18 protein-coding genes are annotated in these 17653 nt (G+C 32.4%); 7 read left to right on the plus strand and 11 right to left on the minus strand.

All coding sequences use genetic code 11. From position 1 onward, the window contains the following. From E4J94_RS14425 to E4J94_RS14435, 3 genes are read right to left on the minus strand one after another with little or no spacing between them, the layout of a single operon-like run. A complete protein-coding gene (locus E4J94_RS14425; protein WP_135836495.1) occupies positions 1-393 on the minus strand; it encodes a VOC family protein in 393 nt (130 codons plus the stop codon). Between the two features lie 12 nt (positions 394-405). After that, positions 406-813, minus strand: coding sequence for an SRPBCC family protein (locus E4J94_RS14430; RefSeq protein ID WP_135836496.1), 408 nt, complete (start codon positions 811-813; stop codon positions 406-408). Between the two features lie 23 nt (positions 814-836). Then, positions 837-1283: an SRPBCC domain-containing protein gene (locus E4J94_RS14435; RefSeq protein ID WP_135836497.1), complete on the minus strand. Its 447-nt coding sequence runs from the start codon at positions 1281-1283 to the stop codon at positions 837-839. 172 nt (positions 1284-1455) lie between these two features. On the opposite strand from E4J94_RS14435, the gene E4J94_RS14440 reads away from it, so the two are divergent. Then, complete coding sequence (locus E4J94_RS14440) at positions 1456-3306, plus strand: CocE/NonD family hydrolase (RefSeq protein WP_246034347.1); 1851 nt, start codon at positions 1456-1458, stop codon at positions 3304-3306. Positions 3307-3363: 57 nt separating this feature from the next. Here the strand turns inward: E4J94_RS14440 and E4J94_RS14445 are convergent, their stop codons facing one another. Together E4J94_RS14445 and E4J94_RS14450 are read right to left on the minus strand one after the other, a co-directional pair. Continuing rightward, positions 3364-3777, minus strand: a complete 414-nt coding sequence (locus E4J94_RS14445; protein ID WP_135836498.1) for an OsmC family peroxiredoxin — start codon at positions 3775-3777, stop codon at positions 3364-3366. A gap of 251 nt (positions 3778-4028) precedes the next feature. After that, complete coding sequence (locus tag E4J94_RS14450; protein ID WP_135836499.1) at positions 4029-5045, minus strand: YCF48-related protein; 1017 nt, start codon at positions 5043-5045, stop codon at positions 4029-4031. A 97-nt stretch (positions 5046-5142) separates the two neighbouring features. Here E4J94_RS14450 and glsA point away from each other — a divergent pair, with 97 nt between their 5' ends. From glsA to E4J94_RS14475, 5 genes are all read left to right on the plus strand, one after another. After that, positions 5143-6171 carry a glutaminase A gene (gene glsA / locus E4J94_RS14455; protein WP_135836500.1) on the plus strand — a complete coding sequence of 343 codons (1029 nt, stop codon included), beginning with the start codon at positions 5143-5145 and terminating at the stop codon, positions 6169-6171. Positions 6172-6177: 6 nt separating this feature from the next. Continuing rightward, positions 6178-7071 (plus strand): LysR family transcriptional regulator, encoded by an 894-nt coding sequence (locus E4J94_RS14460; protein ID WP_135836501.1) that lies wholly within the window; start codon positions 6178-6180, stop codon positions 7069-7071. A gap of 74 nt (positions 7072-7145) precedes the next feature. After that, complete coding sequence (locus E4J94_RS14465; protein ID WP_135836502.1) at positions 7146-8105, plus strand: YeiH family protein; 960 nt, start codon at positions 7146-7148, stop codon at positions 8103-8105. Between the two features lie 52 nt (positions 8106-8157). After that, a complete protein-coding gene (locus E4J94_RS14470) occupies positions 8158-8865 on the plus strand; it encodes a peptidylprolyl isomerase (RefSeq protein WP_135836503.1) in 708 nt (235 codons plus the stop codon). Between the two features lie 29 nt (positions 8866-8894). Then, positions 8895-10541, plus strand: a complete 1647-nt coding sequence (locus E4J94_RS14475; protein WP_135836504.1) for a B12-binding domain-containing radical SAM protein — start codon at positions 8895-8897, stop codon at positions 10539-10541. Between the two features lie 36 nt (positions 10542-10577). Here E4J94_RS14475 and E4J94_RS14480 read toward each other — a convergent pair whose 3' ends face one another. Continuing rightward, entirely contained in the window at positions 10578-11012 is a 435-nt protein-coding gene (locus E4J94_RS14480) for an FKBP-type peptidyl-prolyl cis-trans isomerase (protein WP_135836505.1), read from the minus strand. Positions 11013-11099: 87 nt separating this feature from the next. Here E4J94_RS14480 and E4J94_RS14485 point away from each other — a divergent pair, with 87 nt between their 5' ends. Next, positions 11100-11996 carry a pepsin/retropepsin-like aspartic protease family protein gene (locus tag E4J94_RS14485; RefSeq protein WP_135836506.1) on the plus strand — a complete coding sequence of 299 codons (897 nt, stop codon included), beginning with the start codon at positions 11100-11102 and terminating at the stop codon, positions 11994-11996. Between the two features lie 51 nt (positions 11997-12047). On the opposite strand, the gene E4J94_RS14490 is transcribed toward E4J94_RS14485, so the two are convergent. The 5 genes from E4J94_RS14490 to paaI all read right to left on the minus strand — a co-directional run bounded on the left by E4J94_RS14490 (position 12048) and on the right by paaI (position 17647). Then, positions 12048-12803: an enoyl-CoA hydratase/isomerase family protein gene (locus tag E4J94_RS14490; RefSeq protein ID WP_135836507.1), complete on the minus strand. Its 756-nt coding sequence runs from the start codon at positions 12801-12803 to the stop codon at positions 12048-12050. Between the two features lie 77 nt (positions 12804-12880). Next, the gene (paaZ, locus tag E4J94_RS14495) at positions 12881-14932 is read right to left on the minus strand and encodes a phenylacetic acid degradation bifunctional protein PaaZ (RefSeq protein ID WP_135836508.1); all 2052 of its coding nucleotides are present in this window, start codon (positions 14930-14932) and stop codon (positions 12881-12883) included. A 216-nt stretch (positions 14933-15148) separates the two neighbouring features. After that, positions 15149-15742, minus strand: a complete 594-nt coding sequence (locus E4J94_RS14500; protein ID WP_135836509.1) for an acyltransferase — start codon at positions 15740-15742, stop codon at positions 15149-15151. 207 nt (positions 15743-15949) lie between these two features. Continuing rightward, on the minus strand, positions 15950-17155 hold the full coding sequence (pcaF, locus tag E4J94_RS14505) for a 3-oxoadipyl-CoA thiolase (protein ID WP_135836510.1): 1206 nt from the start codon (positions 17153-17155) through the stop codon (positions 15950-15952). Between the two features lie 78 nt (positions 17156-17233). After that, a complete protein-coding gene (paaI, locus tag E4J94_RS14510; RefSeq protein ID WP_135836511.1) occupies positions 17234-17647 on the minus strand; it encodes a hydroxyphenylacetyl-CoA thioesterase PaaI in 414 nt (137 codons plus the stop codon). Positions 17648-17653: the final 6 nt, after the last annotated feature.

Below are 17653 nucleotides of genomic sequence, written 5' to 3' on the forward strand. Positions count from 1 at the left end.
TTAAGCATTTGCTAATCCAAAAACAGCTCCAGCAGGATCTTCTACAATTGCAAATTGAAGATTTCCTTCTTTATTTTTAATCTCATGAATAGATTTCCCTCCCATTTCCAACGCTTTTTGCAAACTTTCCGCAACATTTTCTACACTAATGTACATAATCCATTGTGAAGGAATTCCTTTATTCATACCTCGTTTCGTACAAACTCCACCAGCTGCATTTTCAGGAGAAGACATCATTGCATAATCATTGTATTCCTCTTCGCCATCTTTCATCACAACATTTTTGACTTCCCAACCAATTACTTCTTTGTAAAAATCTTTTAATTCAGTCGAATTTTCAACAGTTAAATCAGCCCAAACCATTTGACCAATTTTCGATTTATTTTCATCCATCTTCAACTATTTTTAGCTTTTCGATTCAACATAATTCTTGAAACTATTCAAAATAGCTTGCCAACCTTGTTGCTGCATTTCAGTAGGATTTTGACTTTCTGGTTCAAATTTTTCTGTGATTTTGGTTAAATTATTCTCTTCATGAAAATTAATTTCAACCTTGCGACCATCTGCGATATAATAACGAATAAATTTATTTGGAATGATTTCGTCATATTTAGCTTCAAACTCGAATTGAAAACTGCCATCTTTCGCAGCCATTGTGCTGTTTAATTTTCCACCAACTTGCAAATCATTTTCTGCTTTCGGACAATGCCAATCATCAGAAGCTTGGTTCCATTTTACAATATCTTCAGGAGAATTAAAAGCTTTCCAAACTTGATCTATTGGAGCATTTATTATTGTTTCGATTGTGATCATACGTATAGTTTTTTTGTTGATTTTTAAGGTTTCATAAAATCAAAAGCACCTTTGCGCAAATTAATTCCGTATTCGAGATAAGCTTTCAGACACGCCAAAAAATTTGCCCAACCTTCTGTTTGTCCCATCAATTGCTTAATTCCAGCTTCATCATCATTCATTTCATGTTCAATGACTTTAACAATTGTCGAATCATTTTCTCCTTTTTCGAGAAAAATCTCTACCAACATATCATCAACTCCACCGCTCCAATCAAAAGAAATGTATTCATCTTGTTTTAAATCACCTCCCATTACAGGAAAAATATCATCAAATTCAGGAAATTTCCATTCAACAATTTTTCCAGTTTCGATAGCTCCTGATGAAGAAGCAATAAAATATTGATTCATTTTATTTGGATTAACAATCGCATCAAAAACTTCATTTTTAGGTTTCTGAATTTGAATTGTTGCTTTTGCAGTTAACTTCATATCAATTGATTTTGGCTAACTAATTTAATCAAAAAAAGTATTCAAATTTTCGAATTCATAAAAAATAATTAAACTTTATGGATATTGAAATCATCTGTTGAAAATAATTCAATTTATTTCAATAAAAGTCAAAACTTCTTTACATTTATAGTATTGTAAAATTGATACACACGTGAAAAAACTTACTCAAAAAGCAACTCTACTTAGTCTTATTTTGATGAGTGGAATTAGCTATGCACAAGATGCAAAAGCAGATTCTGCCTATGTTAGAGAGCATTATGAAAAGACCGAACAATTGATTCCTATGCGAGATGGAACGAAATTGTTTACGGCTATTTATACGCCAAAAGATCAAACCAAGAAATATCCTGTTTTACTTAATCGAACGCCTTATACAGTGGCGCCTTACGGAGCAAATAAGTATAAAAAATCGCTTGGAAATTTCCCTGCAGAAATGCGCGAAGGATTTATTTTCGTGTACCAAGATGTGAGAGGAAAATGGATGAGCGAGGGCGAATTTGAAGATGTACGACCAGTTAATAAAACGAAAAATAAAAAGGCAATAGACGAAAGTACAGACACATACGATACGTTGGAATGGTTGGCAAAAAACATGAAAAATTACAACCAAAAGGCTGGAATATATGGAATTTCTTATCCAGGTTTTTATTCGACAATGAGTTTGATTAATTCACATCCAACGCTAAAAGCTGTTTCGCCACAAGCACCAGTTACGAATTGGTTTTTAGGCGACGATTTTCATCACAATGGTGTTCTATTTCTGAATGATTCTTTCAAATTTATGTCGTCATTTGGTGTAAAACGACCACAACCAATTACGCCAGATAAAGGTCCAAAATCATTAGAATATCCAATAAAAGATAATTACCGTTTTTATTTGGAAGGAGAATCTGTAAAGGAATTGAAGGATAAATATTTCCAAGATAATATCAAATTCTACAATGATTTGTTTGCGCATCCTGATTATGATCAGTTTTGGCAAGATCGAAACCCTTTGCCGCATCTTACCAATGTGAAACCTGCCGTGATGACGGTTGGTGGTTTCTTTGATGCAGAAGATGTTTATGGTGCTTTTGAAACGTATAAAGCAATTGAAAAGCAAAATCCGAATGCGACAAATATTTTGGTTGCTGGACCATGGTTTCATGGTGGTTGGGTTCGCTCTAAAGCTGATACATTTGGTGATATGCAGTTTGGAACGCCAACAGGAGAATATTATCAGCAACAAATTGAGTTGCCTTTTTTCAATTATTATTTAAAAGACAAAGGAAATTTCAAACCGACAGAAGCGCAAATTTTTATCACAGGTTCTAATGAATGGAAACAGTTTGATAATTGGCCTCCAAAGAATGTGACAACGCAGAAAATGTATTTACAAGCTAACGGAAAAATATCTTTTCAACAGACTAATAATGCAAGTTTTGATGAATATGTAGCAGATCCAAATAATCCAGTACCGTATCAAGGTGGTGTCTTAGAAAGTCGTCCGCGAGAATATATGGTCGATGATCAACGATTTGCGTCAACTCGTCCTGATGTTATGGTTTATCAAACTGATATTTTAACTGAAGATATGACGATTACAGGTCCAATTATCAATCACTTATTTGTTTCATCAACGGGAACAGATGCTGATTATGTAGTAAAATTGATAGATGTTTTTCCTGAAGACACACCAAAATATAATGAAAAATTGATGGCTGGGTATCAAAATTTGATTCGTGCCGAAATTATGCGAGGAAAGTACCGCAATAGTTTTGAAAAACCCGAAGCAATGGTTCCTAATCAGAAAACAAATGTGACGTATTCTATGCCAGATGTTGGGCATACTTTCAAGAAAGGACATCGTATTATGATTCAAGTTCAGAATACATGGTTTCCTTTAGCCGACCGCAATCCACAACAATTTATGAATGTATACGAAGCAACTGCGAAAGATTTCTTGAAACAAACTCAACGAATTTATCACGATTCTTACATCGAAATTCCTGTTTTGAAATAACAAAAAAATCCAACAAGTTCCTTTTGTTGGATTTTTTATTTTTGAACCCAACAATTATTAAACTAAAACTGCCGAAACCAATACTTTTTCGAAACTAAATGAAACACTTATGGGACAAGTTTCTTCTGCTTCTTTTGCTATTTTCTGAAATTCTTCATCTGTAATTGAAGGAATTTTTGCTGTTAAACTTAATTCTGAGCGAACAACTTTCCCTCCTTCAAAAACAATTTTACAATCGGTTTCTAATTTTTCTGCTGTATATCCTGCTTCTCCTAATAAACCTGATGTTTTCATTGTAAAACAACCTGCATGAGCCGCTGCCAAAAGTTCTTCAGGGTTTGTTCCTACTCCTTCTTCAAATCGACTTTTGAACGAATATTGCGTATTATCTAATACTGTACTTTGTGTGGTTAATGTTCCTGATCCTTCTGTGACCGAACCATTCCAAACTGCTTTTGCACTTCTTTTCATTTTGAATATTTTTTTAGATTGAATTTTATTAAAGTTAAAGATTATGAAATCATAAGAATAATTAATTCTCAACTTTAAGAATAATTTTAACGAAAAAAGTTCAGATAAAAAGATTATCTAAACTTTTACTTAAAAAAACTACTAACCAACCTTTACTATGAAATGTATTAGGTTATTCAAATTTACAAAGAAACTAGTCATTTATAAAATTGAAAATCAATTTCTAATCTAATTTTAATTTTAGAAAATCTTTATAACGTAACTTTTCCAATCTTTCCTTTATTTCCCACCAAAATCACATATTTCTTATCTGGCGAAACTGTACACGTATTGTAACTATCTTTTGTGATATTTGTCCAATTATGTCCTCCATCTGCTGAATAATCCACTCCAGAATAGCCACAAACCAAGACTTTATCTTTTGAAATAATTGTTACACCAGATTTATATCCTGCTGGATATTTCCAAGAATCTTGAAAGGTTATTTTACCATTTAATAGTTTAAATTTATAGAAATTAAAGCTCGAATTTTCAGGTTTTGTAAAATCTCCACCAACCAAATAACCAACATTATTCGTTGCGTCATAAGCCATTCCATTAATTCCAGAAGTAGAACTTTTTGTCTTTTCTAACGCATACATTTGTCCACCTTTTGGTGTATAATAGTATAAATTCGACAATTCTCCTCCTGTAACAATCAAGGTTTGTTTCGCATCTACATACAAATTACTTCCACTTGAAGCAAAAAAAGCTTCTTTCGGATTTTTTAGACGTAAAGGTTGACCATGAAGCGATTTTGCAACTTCCCATTTTGAAGGATTAGTGATCGAAGAAGTTAATACAAATGGTTTGTCTGGTGACATTGGATCGCCCAAAACAGTAATTTTCTTTGAGGTTTTATCCACATAAATTGCATCTAAAAAAATACCTTTTTCACTATTCTCGTATACTTTATTCCATGATTTTCCGCCATCTTTCGTTTGCAAAATATAAGCAGGAGAATCAATTCCTAAAGCTAAATAGTTATCTTTTCCTAAAACTTCTACATCTCTAAAATCTCTATTTTCAATAACTTTCGGATTAATCCAACTAAATGTTTTTCCTCCATCTGTCGTTTTACCAATTGTATTTTTTGAGCCCGAAACAATAAACGTTTTTGCATCCTGAAAAGACAAACCTCGGTAACTAACAGACGAATTTTCTTCATTAATCACTTGATAGGTTTGCGCAAAAGACAAACTCGATAACAATAGGACGAAATATTTCATTTTTTTATAAATTTTAGATTCTACATTTTATATAAAACTATTTTATCTCGACGAATCAACCAAATATTTTTTAAGTTTGTGTTTTACATCAAATAAAATGAAACGATATACATTTTCAACATTACTATTAAGCCTTACCTTAACGTGTTTTAATCCAATCAATCATACGGTTTATGGACAGAATACATCAAAAAATAGTTCGAAAAGCTTACAGATTAATGAAAAAACATTAAGCGATATTTTGGAGAAAAATAAAGCTTTTTACAAAGAAGGAAAAGTTGCCGATTATATTCCAGAATTAGGAAAAATGCAGGCAGATAAAATTGCTTTTTCTGTGGTTAATGAAAATGGTAAAGTGATAAATGTTGGCGATGTCAACCAAAAATTTACGATTCAAAGTATCTCAAAAATCATTGCATTAATGATTGCTGTTACGGAAAAAGGAGAAAAAAATGTATTTTCTAAAATGGGTTATTTCGGGACAGATAAACCATTTAATCATTATGCGAATCTTGAAACAACAGGAAAACCTCTTAATCCGATGATGAATGCTGGTGCGATTTTAACAACTTCTATGATTGAGGGTGAAGGTGACATTCCTTTCAAAAAAATTCTTGAAATGGTTCGTTATATCACTAAAAATAATTCAATAGATTATAGTAAATCGGTTTATAATTCTGAAAAAGAAACGGGAAACAAAAATCGTGGAATGTTTTATTTGATGAAAAATAATGGCTTGATTGAAGGTGATGAAGAAAAGTTGAACAACTATTTTAAACAATGTTCTATCGAAGTAACTGCCGAAGATTTAGCTAAAATTGGTTATTTCTTCGCGCATCAATGCACACGTTTTGATGGTGATACAACGTATAAAAACGCCGAAATCTCACAATTAATTCAATCGCAAATGTTGACTGCCGGAATGTATGAATTTAGTGGCGAATATTCTCGCACCGTTGGTTTACCAAGTAAATCTGGCGTTGGTGGCGGAATTACAGTTTCCGTTGCAAATAAAATTGGTATCGGCGTTTTCAGTCCTGCACTTGACGAACATGGGAATTCTGCGGCTGGATATCATATGATTTTGGATTTGGTAAAGCAATATAATTTAAGTTTATTTCAATAATTTCTTATGTTTGATTTTAGATTAAAAGTTTTTGATACGGTTGCTAAACGATTGAATTTCACGAAAGCAGCAAATGAATTAAATATAACACAACCAGCTGTTACAAAACATATTAAAGAAATCGAATCAAATCTTAACATTAAGTTATTCGAACGAAATGGAACGAAAATAAAATTAACCAAAGCTGGTGAGATTTTATTAAAATATACAGAGGAAATTTTTTCTGTTTATCAAAAAATGGAATTTGAAATTGGACAATTGCAAGAAAAACAAAAAGGAACTTTGCGTTTGGGTGCAAGTACGACGATTGCGCAATATGTGTTACCTCCAATTTTAGCAGAATTTCGAAAAAGATTTCCTGAAATTCAGTTGAGTTTAGTGATTCAAAATTCTGAAAAAATTGAAGATTTATTAGCAAATCATAAAATTGATGTCGGTTTAATTGAAGCTCAAATCAAAAATAGAACGTTTCATTATTTTCCTTTTATGAAAGATGAAATTGTGTTAGTTTCTCGTCAAAATCATTCTATTTCTACCAAAAATAGCATTAAAATTGATGATTTAAAGAATATTCCGTTGATTTTTCGCGAACCTGGTTCTGGAACTTTAGAAACCATAGATTTAGCTTTAAAATCGAAAAATATGAAGCTAAATGAGTTAAATATCGAAATTCAATTGGGAAGCACAGAAAGTATCAAATCGTATCTGTTACATTCTGATTCGTTGGCTTTTTTATCGATTCAATCTATTTTACAAGAACTTAAAAATCAAACTTTAACTATTATTGACGTTAAAAACCTTGTGATAGAACGTCATTTTAATTTTATTGTTCCAGAAGGTGAACAATCTAAATTGGTCAATTTATTTATTGAATTTTGCAATCGCTATAACTTAAAGTAATAATAGATTACTTTTTATTATTTCTTTTTGAATAATAAGTACAAGAAATTTGTACCATAAAATTATTCAAAATCATGAAAATTATACATTCAGAAAAAGGCTTATTTCAACAATTCACAACACAAAAAGTTATCTTTTTAATATGTGCATTTCTATGTTTAATGCCTTTTATAAGCTCTCCTATCGCATTAGTTTTAGGATTTGCTGTTGCACAAATATTTGGAAATCCATACGAAATACAATCACGAAAAGTATCAAACATTTTACTAAAAGTTGCTGTGGTAGGTTTAGGATTCGGAATGAATATTTTTTCGGCTATACAAGCAGGAAAAGAAGGAATTGTATTCACTGTTGTGAGTATTTCTACGTTGATGATTTTAGGATTTTTATTTACCAAAATCTTCAAAATTGAAAAAGCTACAGGCTACCTAATTTCTGCAGGAACAGCAATTTGCGGAGGAAGTGCAATCGCAGCAATCGCGCCAATTACAAAAGCAAAACCCAACCAAATTTCGGTTGCTTTAGCAGTGGTTTTTACTTTAAACTCGATTGCCTTATTGATTTTTCCACCACTTGGTCATTTATTCAACTTATCTCAACATGAATTTGGCTTATGGTGCGCCATCGCAATTCACGACACAAGCTCAGTCGTTGGAGCAGCAAGTAAATACGGTGAAGAAGCTTTACAAGTCGCTACAACAGTAAAATTAGCACGTGCACTTTGGATTATTCCATTGTCATTTTTAACCTTATTGTTTTTCAAAAACACCACATCAAAAATTAATATTCCGTGGTTTATTGGATTGTTTTTAATTGCCATTTGTGTGAATACCTATATACCTTTTGTTCATCAATTTAGCCCAATTATTATCGATTTATCAAAAGCTGCACTTACGCTTACATTATTCTTAATCGGAACAAGTTTATCATTTAAAATGATGAAAAATATTGGTTACAAACCACTGTTAATGGCGGTTATTTTATGGATAATTATTGGAGTTGGAAGTTTAATTATGATTATGAATTTAGCTTAAAATCATTCAGATTTCTATATTTGTTGCTATCTTTAGAACAAGAAAATTTACAATGAATCATAGATTATTAAAAAATATTGCACTCGGAATTGGATTTTCAATTTCGAGTTTTGTTTCTGCACAAACTTATACTTTAAAATTCAAAACGAATTACGGAAAATTTGATGTGATGCTATACGATTTCACACCAAAACATCGCGATTTGATTTTGAGTGAAATTAATAAAGGAACTTATACAAATGCACAATTTAACAGAGTTGTAAAAGATTTTGTGATTCAAGGAGGTGAATTGGATGATCCTATTTTGGCGCGTGAAGCTGAACATCCAGAGCAAAAACCGATTCGTTTAGCACCAGAATTTAATCCGAAAGCTTTTCATAAAATGGGTGCTTTAGGCGCTGGTCGAGATGGAAATAAAGAGAAAGCATCGTATTACAATCAAATTTATTTTGTTGTTGGAAAGAAAATTACAGCAGAAGAATTAGATAACTTAGAAGCTAAAAAAGGAATCAAATTTACAGCAGAACAACGAGCTGAGTATTTGAAAAATGGTGGGCAGCCTCGTTTAGATCATGATTTTACAGTTTTTGGAGAAATTACAAAAGGGTTGAATAAAGTCATGAAAATTAGTAATGTTGAAACGAAGAACGAATTACCGTTAAAACCTGTTATTTTTTCAATCAAAGTAAAAAAGAAAAAAACGACTACGAAATATAACAAAACAAGTGTTTCTTTGGGCGGCACAGCGATTGGTTTTTAATTATTATTTTTACAAATCAATTACAAATTATGCAACCATCAATTCTATTAACGACTTTAAACGCAAAATATATTCATCTCAATTTGGCGATTCGTATTTTGTACGATTTAAATCATCATCGTGGAAATATTTTTTGGAAAGAATTCACGATTAAATCTGACTTTGATGAAGTTGCAGAAAAATGCGCTAAATACGATATTATCTGTTTTAGTTGTTATATTTGGAATATTACTCAGACGTTAGAAGTTTGTAAACGTATCAAACAAATTTCTCTCGAAACTAAAATTTTGTTGGGTGGACCAGAAGTTAGTTACGAATATGATGATATTATTGCAAATGATTATATCGACTATATCATTGTAGGTGAAGGAGAAATTCCGTTCGAAGAATTTGCTGCGAATTATCCAGCAATAGAAAATGTACCAAATTTAGTTTACAAAAAAGAGAACGAAGTTGTTTTCAATGCACAAAATATTCAGTTTGATATCAATCGATTAGAAGGTCGAAATCCTTATCAATACGATAATCCAGTGGATTTAGAGAAAAAGGTTTGTTACATCGAAACTTCTCGTGGATGTCCCTATAAATGCGAGTTTTGTTTGGCAAGTTTAGACAATAAAATGCGCTATTTACCAATGGAAACTATCAAAGAGAATTTGTTGTATTTAATGAAATATGGGAAAACGATTAAGTTTTTGGATCGTACATTTAACATCAAACGCGATTTTACGATAGAATTGTTTCAATTTATTTTGGATCATTACCGTGAAGGAAATGTTTTTCAGTTCGAGATTACAGCCGATATTGTGCATCCTGATATCATCAAATTCATCAACGAAAAAGTTCCAAAAAATCTTTTCCGTTTCGAAATTGGAATTCAAACTGTTAATCAACAAAGTAATCGAGAAGTTTCTCGCAAGCAAAATTTTGAAAAAACGTCAAATGTTATCAATCAATTGAAAGATCGAATTGAAATGCATTTAGATTTGATTGTTGGTTTACCATTGGAATATATTGATGATTTGAAGTTTAGCTTCGAAGAAACCTTCAAGCTTTATCCACCCGAATTACAATTAGGTTTTTTGAAATTTTTGAAAGGTACACCAGTTCGTCAAAAATACGAGAATTATGGCTATCATTTTGATCAGTTGCCTCCGTATCAAATTATAAAAAGTGATTTTTTAAGTGAAAAAGATTTAGAAAATATTACAGCTTTAGAAAATGCGTTGGAGATTTATTGGAACAAACCGCGAACGCCTGAAACGTTGAAATATATTGCACAAAAGTATTCTATTTTTGATTTTTTAATGGGATTAGGACAATATTTTGAGCAACATCATTTGTTCCATAAACATACATTGAATGATGTTTTCCAGACGATATTTGATTTTGCAAAAACATTTACAAACGATAAAATTGTGTTAGAATTAATTGCGATTGATTATTATAGTTTCCATAAGTCGAAGCCAAAAGATTTGTTTGAAATGGAACAACAAATAGAGGAAGATTTGAGTGAACTTGCCTCGCATCCGAAAAGTAAATTCGTTTCGATTCCGATTTCATTTGATTATCAAATTTGGAAAGACGAAGATCGAATCGAAAAAACAACAGAAAATTGGTTAATAGAATTTGTAGGAACTTCACACAATATTATTCATTGTGAAGTTTTAGAATAAAATAAAAATGATGTCTTTATAGACATCATTTTTATTTTATAAAATTCCCATCAATTCTACTTCGAAAATCATGGTAGAATAAGGTCCTAATTCTTTTGAAATTTCGCGATCTTTGTAACCTATTTCTGGTTTTACAACAAATCTAAATTTACTTCCAACTGACATTAATTGTACTCCTTCTGCCCAACCTTTTATTACATTTTCCAAAGGAAAAGCAGCAGGTTTCTTGCGTAGAACCGAACTATCAAAAACTTCTCCATTGATATTTGTTCCATGATAATGACACAAAACTGTGTCAGATAAAGTTGGCTTCACTCCTTCTCCCAATGTGATTACTTCATACAACAATCCACTTTCGGTCTCAGTTACACCTTCTTTCAATTTATATTCTTCTCGAAAAGCTAAACCTTCAGTTTTGTTTTTTTCGATCAATTCTTGCTTGCGTTTTAATAATAATTCAGCTACTCCCATGACGCAAATTTAAAAGGAAAAATTTTAATATCAGAATATTAATCATTTCTACAAATTAGTTTACTTTTAATGAAACAATACAACTAAATGAAAAAGATAATATTTTCGTTACTTTTTACTATTATTTCAATTACTATTTTCGGTCAGAATATGGTGAAAGAAATACCTTTTCGATTAACTAAATACAACAATATTTTAGTACCGGTTGTTGTCAATCAAAAAGATACGGTGCAATTGATGTTACACACAGGCTCTGATTATATTACGATTATTGAAGATTCGTACAAAATGATGAAATCAATTTCGATTTCTGATACCTTAAACAATGTGACATCTTGGGCTGGATATTCGGATATGAAAATGAGTCAAAACAATGTGATTAAATTTGGTGATGAAAAATTCAATAAAATTCCAATTTTTATTGACAAACAATCTGGACATGAAAGTGACGGAAAAATTGGTTTGAAGTTTTTCGAAGGAAAATATTTAGAAATCAATTTTGATGAGAATAAATTATATGTTTATGATAAAGCTCCTACCAAACTAAAAAAGTATACAAAATTAAATTCGAGATATTCTCAAGAAACGCTATATGTAAAAGCTTTTCCATTCATTGACAAAAAACCGATTGAAACAGAATTTATGATTCACACAGGTTTTTCTGGTGCATTGATGATTTCAGATGATTTTGCAAAAGAATATAAATTATTGGAAAAATTTGAAATTATTGGAGAATCAAAACTAAGTGATGCTGCTGGAAATGTAATACTTTCCAAAAAATCAATTCTACCTGATTTTGAATTAGCAAATCAAACATTCAAAAATGTACCAATGTCATTTTTTGATAGTACAATAAAAATTCAATACAAAAATATTATGGGAGGAGATTTGATCAAACGTTTCAATCTAATTCTCAATCCAGAAAAAGATATTTTATATGTAAAGAAAAGTAAATATTATAAAGACGAGTATTTTAAATTATAAAAAAATCCACTTCAGATGAAGTGGATTTCTTATATAAACTATAGTTGTCTTTTATTTTGCTTTGAATTGATTAATCGCGTTAATCGTAAATTCTGATAAAACTAATTCACCCGAAATTTTGGCACGCTCAATTAATAACTCATCCCAATTTTCTGTTCCTTCCCAAGAAACACGTTTTAAATGTTTCATTGCTTCTGGATTAGAATTAGCTAACCTTTCAGCTAAAATATGAATTCCTTTATCCATTTCTTCTGCATTTGCATAAACTTCTGCATACAAGCCTTTTTCTTTCGCCCATTCAGCCGACTGAAATTCAGTTGCATTAATCGCCATTTGTGTAAAAGCAGAATTTCCAACTTTACGTTCTACAGCAGGTCCAACTACAAATGGTCCGATACCTACAGCCAATTCTGATAATTTTACAGATGCAAATTCTGTTGCAAAAGTATAATCTGCTGCTGATGCAATTCCAACTCCACCGCCAACTGCTTTACCTTGAATACGTGCTAAAACAAATTTTGGTGCCTTGCGAATCGCATTGATTACATGTGCAAATCCAGAGAAAAACTCTAGACCAGTTTCACGGTCTTTGATTGAAATTAATTCGTCAAAAGATGCACCAGCACAAAATGTTCTGTCTCCAGCACTTTTTAAAACAATAACTTTTACTTCGTCTTCGTTTCCTAATTTCTCGATTTCAGTTGCCAAGTTTCTTAATTGAGAACCTGGCATTGAATTACTTTGAGGATGAAAGAATTCAATTGTACCAATTCCGTTTTGTATGTCTGATTTTACGTATGCTTCCATAGTAATTTGAATATATGTTAATGTGAGAATTTGAAAATTATTAGCTAATTAACGAATTATCACATTATCTAAATAAATTAATCTTGATTTAATTTTTTAACCATTGTTAAAATTGTTGCGATACCAACTGTTTCTCCTGTTTCGTCATAAATATCAACCAACCAACGGACAATTCCTTTTGCCACATCATTTTCATCTTTTTTCTCTTGATCGATTTTTTCTTTACATGTAAAACGAACTCCGATTGTAGATCCTGGATAAACAGGCTTCACAAAACGACATTCATCTAAACCATAGTTTAATAAAACTGGACCTTTTTTCGCTAAAACAAATAAACCAGCCGCTTTTGACAATAAATAGTATCCGTGAGCAACATTACGCTCGAAAATAGTCCCTTCTAAAGAAGTTGCATCAACGTGTGCATAGAAATTATCGCCAGATAAAGCCGCAAATGCATTAATATCTGATTGTTGAATCGTATGTTTTGCTGTAATTAACGTATCTCCAACTTTTACTTCTTCAAAATGTTTTGCAAATGGATGTTTATCTTCTTCAATATAATCTGCTCCGTATTGATATTGTTGCGTAACTGCTGTTAATTTATTTGGAGAACCTTGGATTGCTGTACGTTGCATATAGTGTAACACTCCACGTTTACCACCCATTTCTTCTCCTCCACCCGCACGACCTGGACCTCCGTGTACTAATAAAGGAAGTGGTGAACCATGTCCTGTAGATTCTTTGATACATTCAGCATCTAAAATAACGATTCGTCCGTGTAAAGAACCTGCATTCAATACAAATTCTGTTGCTATATCATTATCCGCAGTAACAATCGAACAAACTAATGAACCTTTACCCATACGAACTAACTCAATTGCTTCGGCAGTTCCGTTGTAAGGAATAATCGTAGAAACCGGTCCAAAAGCTTCGATATTGTGAACATCAGTTTTATTAAATGGATCGTTGTTTAAAAATAAAATTGGAGAAATGAAAGAACCTTTGTTTTTATCAGCTCCTTTCACTTCAAAATTATCTAAGTTTCCAAAAATAATTTCTTGCGATTTCGCTAATTCTTCTACTTTCTCACGAACTTCTTTCACTTGTGCAGCACCTGCTAAAGCTCCCATACGAACACCTTCCACATTTGGGTCTCCAATTGTAGTAGTTGATAAACGTTGTCCTAAAGCAATTTGAACATCCTCAACTAAATGAGCTGGAACTAACGCACGACGAACTGCAGTACATTTTTGTCCTGCTTTAGTTGTCATCTCACGAGTTACCTCTTTAATGAAAATATCAAATTCTTCTGAACCAACTTGTACATCTTCTCCTAAAACACAAGCATTTAAAGAGTCAGCTTCTAAGTTGAATGGAACACCTTCTGATGTAATTCTCGGATGCGCTTTTAACATTTGTCCTGTCCAAGCAGAACCTGTAAATGTTACTACATCTTCTGACTCTACATTATCTAAAATTCCGTTTGCAGAACCTGTGATTAATTGTAAAGCACCGTCAGGTAAAATTCCAGATTCGATGATTGCACGAACAACAGTTTCCGTTAAGAAAGATGTAATTGTAGCAGGTTTTACGATAGCTGGAACTCCAGCCAATAAGTTAACTGCAACTTTTTCTAACATTCCCCAAACTGGAAAATTGAATGCATTAATATGAATTGCAACACCTCGTTTTGGAGTTAAAATATGTGAACCTAAGAATGTTCCGTTTTTTGATAATTTATGCGTTTCTCCTTCCACATAAAATGGTTGATCTCCGAATTGACGACGTAAAGATGCATTGGCAAATAAGTTTCCAATTCCACCCTCAATATCAACCCAAGAATCTGCACGTGTTGCTCCTGTTGCCCAAGATACTGTGTAAAATTCTTCTTTACGATCCATTAAGTATAAGGCTAATTTTTTCAACATTAAACCTCTTTCTTGGAACGTCATTTTACGTAAAACTGGTCCACCAACTGTACGTGCATAATCCATCATCGCGCCAAAATCTAATCCAGCTGATGATGCAGTTCCAATTTCTTCGCCATTGATGGCGTTATATAACATTTGCCCTTCAGACGAACCTTTTGTCCATTGTCCTAAAGCATAATTTTCTAATTGTTTAGCCATTTTTATGTTGTTTGTGTATTTTTATTAGTATTGAGATGATAGATTTTAGTAATTAGATTTCTAACCGTCATTTCGAGTAAATGTTTAATTTTTTAAATTGAACATTTGTATCGAGAAATAAGATGGTTTTACAAATTCTTTCGTCTAAGTTCTCGATACAATTTTTAGATAAACTAAAAATCACTCGAACTGACGAAATTTATTACTCACAACTTTTTACTTTGTTTCGTTCCACGTTTTATAATTATTCGCCATTGACTCGTAATAATAATCTGGAACTTCGGTTAATGGTTCACAAGGTTTTAAACTTTCATGACAATCACTTGGTAATTGCATATATTGTTGAGTACCTTGATCTTTCCATTCTATCATTTGATCCGAAACTTGTTTTACGATTTTGGCAGGATTTCCAACCACTACACTTCTTGTCGGAATATGTGTATCAGCTTTTACAAAAGCTAAAGCTCCAACAATACATTCGTCTTCTACCACAACATTATCCATTACAACTGCATTCATCCCAACCATACAATTGCGACCAATTGTTGCTCCGTGAATAATTGCTCCATGACCGATATGCGCTTTTTCTTTTAATCGTACAGTAGTTCCTGGAAACATATGAATCGTACAGTTTTCTTGTACGTTACAATTATCTTCGATAATAATTTGTCCCCAATCACCACGCAACGCACAACCCGGACCGATGTAAACATCTTTCCCGATAATCACATTTCCTGTCACCACCGCCTGTGGATGAATAAATGATGTTGGATGAACAACTGGTTTATATCCTTTGAATTCGTAAATCATATTTGTTAGATATTAGTAATTAGATTTTAGTAATTAGATTTTAAAAACTGTCATTTCGAGTGAATGTTTAATCTATAAATTGAACACTTTTATCGAGAAATAAGATGGTTTTATAATTCCTTTCATCTAACTTCTCGATACAATTTTTAGATGAACTAAAAATCACTCGAATTGACGAAAAGATAATCTCAATACTAAAATCTATTTTTATGCTCTTTCAATAATTACAGCGTAACCTTGTCCTAAACCTATACACATTGTAACTAATGCATAACGTTTTCCTGTAGCTTGTAACTCGTATGCAGCAGAATTTAAGATACGCGCTCCTGACATTCCAAGTGGATGACCTAAAGCAATTGCTCCACCATTTGGATTGATACGAGAATCCTTATCTACTAAACCTAATGCACGCGTACATGCCAAAGATTGCGCTGCAAATGCTTCATTTAATTCAATTACATCAATATCATTCATTGTTAAACCAGCTTTTTCTAATGCAATTTTCGTTGCATTCACTGGTCCAATTCCCATGATACGAGGCTCAACACCTGCAACACCAGAAGAAACAATACGAGCCATTGGTGTTAAACCAAAATCTTTGATTGCTTGTTCAGAAGCTAAAATATTAGCAGCAGCCCCATCATTCAAACCAGAAGCATTACCAGCAGTTACTGTACCATCTGCTTTGAAAGCTGGACGTAACTTCGATAAAATTTCCATTGTTGTATTATTCTTTGGGAATTCATCAGTATCAAAAATGATTGCATCACCTTTACGTTGTGGAATAACAACAGGAACAATCTCTTTCGCTAAACGACCATTAGCTTGCGCAGCAGCCGTTTTTTGTTGTGACCAAACCGCAAATAAATCTTGATCTTCGCGTGAAATATTATCACGTTCCGCTAAGTTTTCTGCAGTATTTCCCATTCCATCAACACCCCACATTTCTTTCATTTTAGGGTTGATAAAACGCCAACCAAAAGTTGAATCATAAATCTGAGCATCACCACCAAATGGAGAAGCCGATTTAGAAATTACTAAAGGCGCACGAGTCATCGATTCTGCTCCACCAGAAATCATTAATTGTGCATCTCCTACTTGAATTGCTCTTGAAGCAGCAATTGCAGCTGATAATCCAGAAGCACATAAACGGTTCACTGTTTCACCTGGAACTGTGTAAGGTAAACCAGATAATAAAGCCGACATACGAGCTATATTACGGTTATCCTCTCCTGCTTGATTTGCATTTCCTAAAATTACATCGTAAAATGTAGCAGGATCGATTGATGGATTTCTTTTTAATAATTCGGCGATTACCATTGCACCCATATCATCTGGACGAACAGCAGATAATCCACCTTTTAATTTACCAATTGGAGTTCTAACTCCATCTATAATATATGTTTGGTTCATTTTTATACGTTTTACGTGATACGTTTTACGCTTAACGTTCAAAAAACTTAGAACTTACAACGTAGAACTTATAACATTTTACTCTTGAATTAAAGGTTTACTTGTTCTGAAACAAGTTCCTTTAAATAAAGCAATTAACTCATTGTTTTGATTTTTAACTTTGATATCGTAAATACCTGTTCTTTTTGTCGAAGAAACTTCTTGCGATTCGATTGTAAAAATATCTCCTTCATATCCAGCTTTCGTAAATGAAATATGAACATCTAAAGCAACTGAAATATTATTGTACATATTACATGAAAAAGCAAATGCAGAATCTGCCATCGCAAATGTCACTCCTCCGTGAACAGAGCCTACTCCGTTCATCATTTCTGGACGAATTGCTGCTTGTAATTTTGCATATCCTTCTCTAACTTCAATTACTTCTAAACCTAACCATTCACTAAATTTATCGTGGTCAAGCATTTTATTTAATAACTTTTGTGGTTCCATGTTTTG

The sequence above is a fragment of the Empedobacter tilapiae genome (assembly GCF_004785645.1).
Classification (GTDB): domain Bacteria; phylum Bacteroidota; class Bacteroidia; order Flavobacteriales; family Weeksellaceae; genus Empedobacter; species Empedobacter tilapiae.

Excerpts from the sequence above, each read along its gene's own strand:
- glsA (WP_135836500.1), top strand. The coding sequence starts at position 5,143 with ATGAAACGATATACATTTTCAACATTACTATTAAGCCTTACCTTAACG.
- E4J94_RS14480 (WP_135836505.1), bottom strand. The coding sequence starts at position 11,012 with ATGGGAGTAGCTGAATTATTATTAAAACGCAAGCAAGAATTGATCGAA.
- E4J94_RS14425 (WP_135836495.1), bottom strand. The coding sequence starts at position 393 with ATGGATGAAAATAAATCGAAAATTGGTCAAATGGTTTGGGCTGATTTA.
- E4J94_RS14450 (WP_135836499.1), bottom strand. The coding sequence starts at position 5,045 with ATGAAATATTTCGTCCTATTGTTATCGAGTTTGTCTTTTGCGCAAACC.
- E4J94_RS14430 (WP_135836496.1), bottom strand. The coding sequence starts at position 813 with ATGATCACAATCGAAACAATAATAAATGCTCCAATAGATCAAGTTTGG.
- E4J94_RS14475 (WP_135836504.1), top strand. The coding sequence starts at position 8,895 with ATGCAACCATCAATTCTATTAACGACTTTAAACGCAAAATATATTCAT.
- paaI (WP_135836511.1), bottom strand. The coding sequence starts at position 17,647 with ATGGAACCACAAAAGTTATTAAATAAAATGCTTGACCACGATAAATTT.
- E4J94_RS14445 (WP_135836498.1), bottom strand. The coding sequence starts at position 3,777 with ATGAAAAGAAGTGCAAAAGCAGTTTGGAATGGTTCGGTCACAGAAGGA.
- E4J94_RS14490 (WP_135836507.1), bottom strand. The coding sequence starts at position 12,803 with ATGGAAGCATACGTAAAATCAGACATACAAAACGGAATTGGTACAATT.
- E4J94_RS14460 (WP_135836501.1), top strand. The coding sequence starts at position 6,178 with ATGTTTGATTTTAGATTAAAAGTTTTTGATACGGTTGCTAAACGATTG.
- E4J94_RS14435 (WP_135836497.1), bottom strand. The coding sequence starts at position 1,283 with ATGAAGTTAACTGCAAAAGCAACAATTCAAATTCAGAAACCTAAAAAT.
- E4J94_RS14470 (WP_135836503.1), top strand. The coding sequence starts at position 8,158 with ATGAATCATAGATTATTAAAAAATATTGCACTCGGAATTGGATTTTCA.
- E4J94_RS14465 (WP_135836502.1), top strand. The coding sequence starts at position 7,146 with ATGAAAATTATACATTCAGAAAAAGGCTTATTTCAACAATTCACAACA.
- paaZ (WP_135836508.1), bottom strand. The coding sequence starts at position 14,932 with ATGGCTAAACAATTAGAAAATTATGCTTTAGGACAATGGACAAAAGGT.
- E4J94_RS14485 (WP_135836506.1), top strand. The coding sequence starts at position 11,100 with ATGAAAAAGATAATATTTTCGTTACTTTTTACTATTATTTCAATTACT.
- E4J94_RS14500 (WP_135836509.1), bottom strand. The coding sequence starts at position 15,742 with ATGATTTACGAATTCAAAGGATATAAACCAGTTGTTCATCCAACATCA.
- pcaF (WP_135836510.1), bottom strand. The coding sequence starts at position 17,155 with ATGAACCAAACATATATTATAGATGGAGTTAGAACTCCAATTGGTAAA.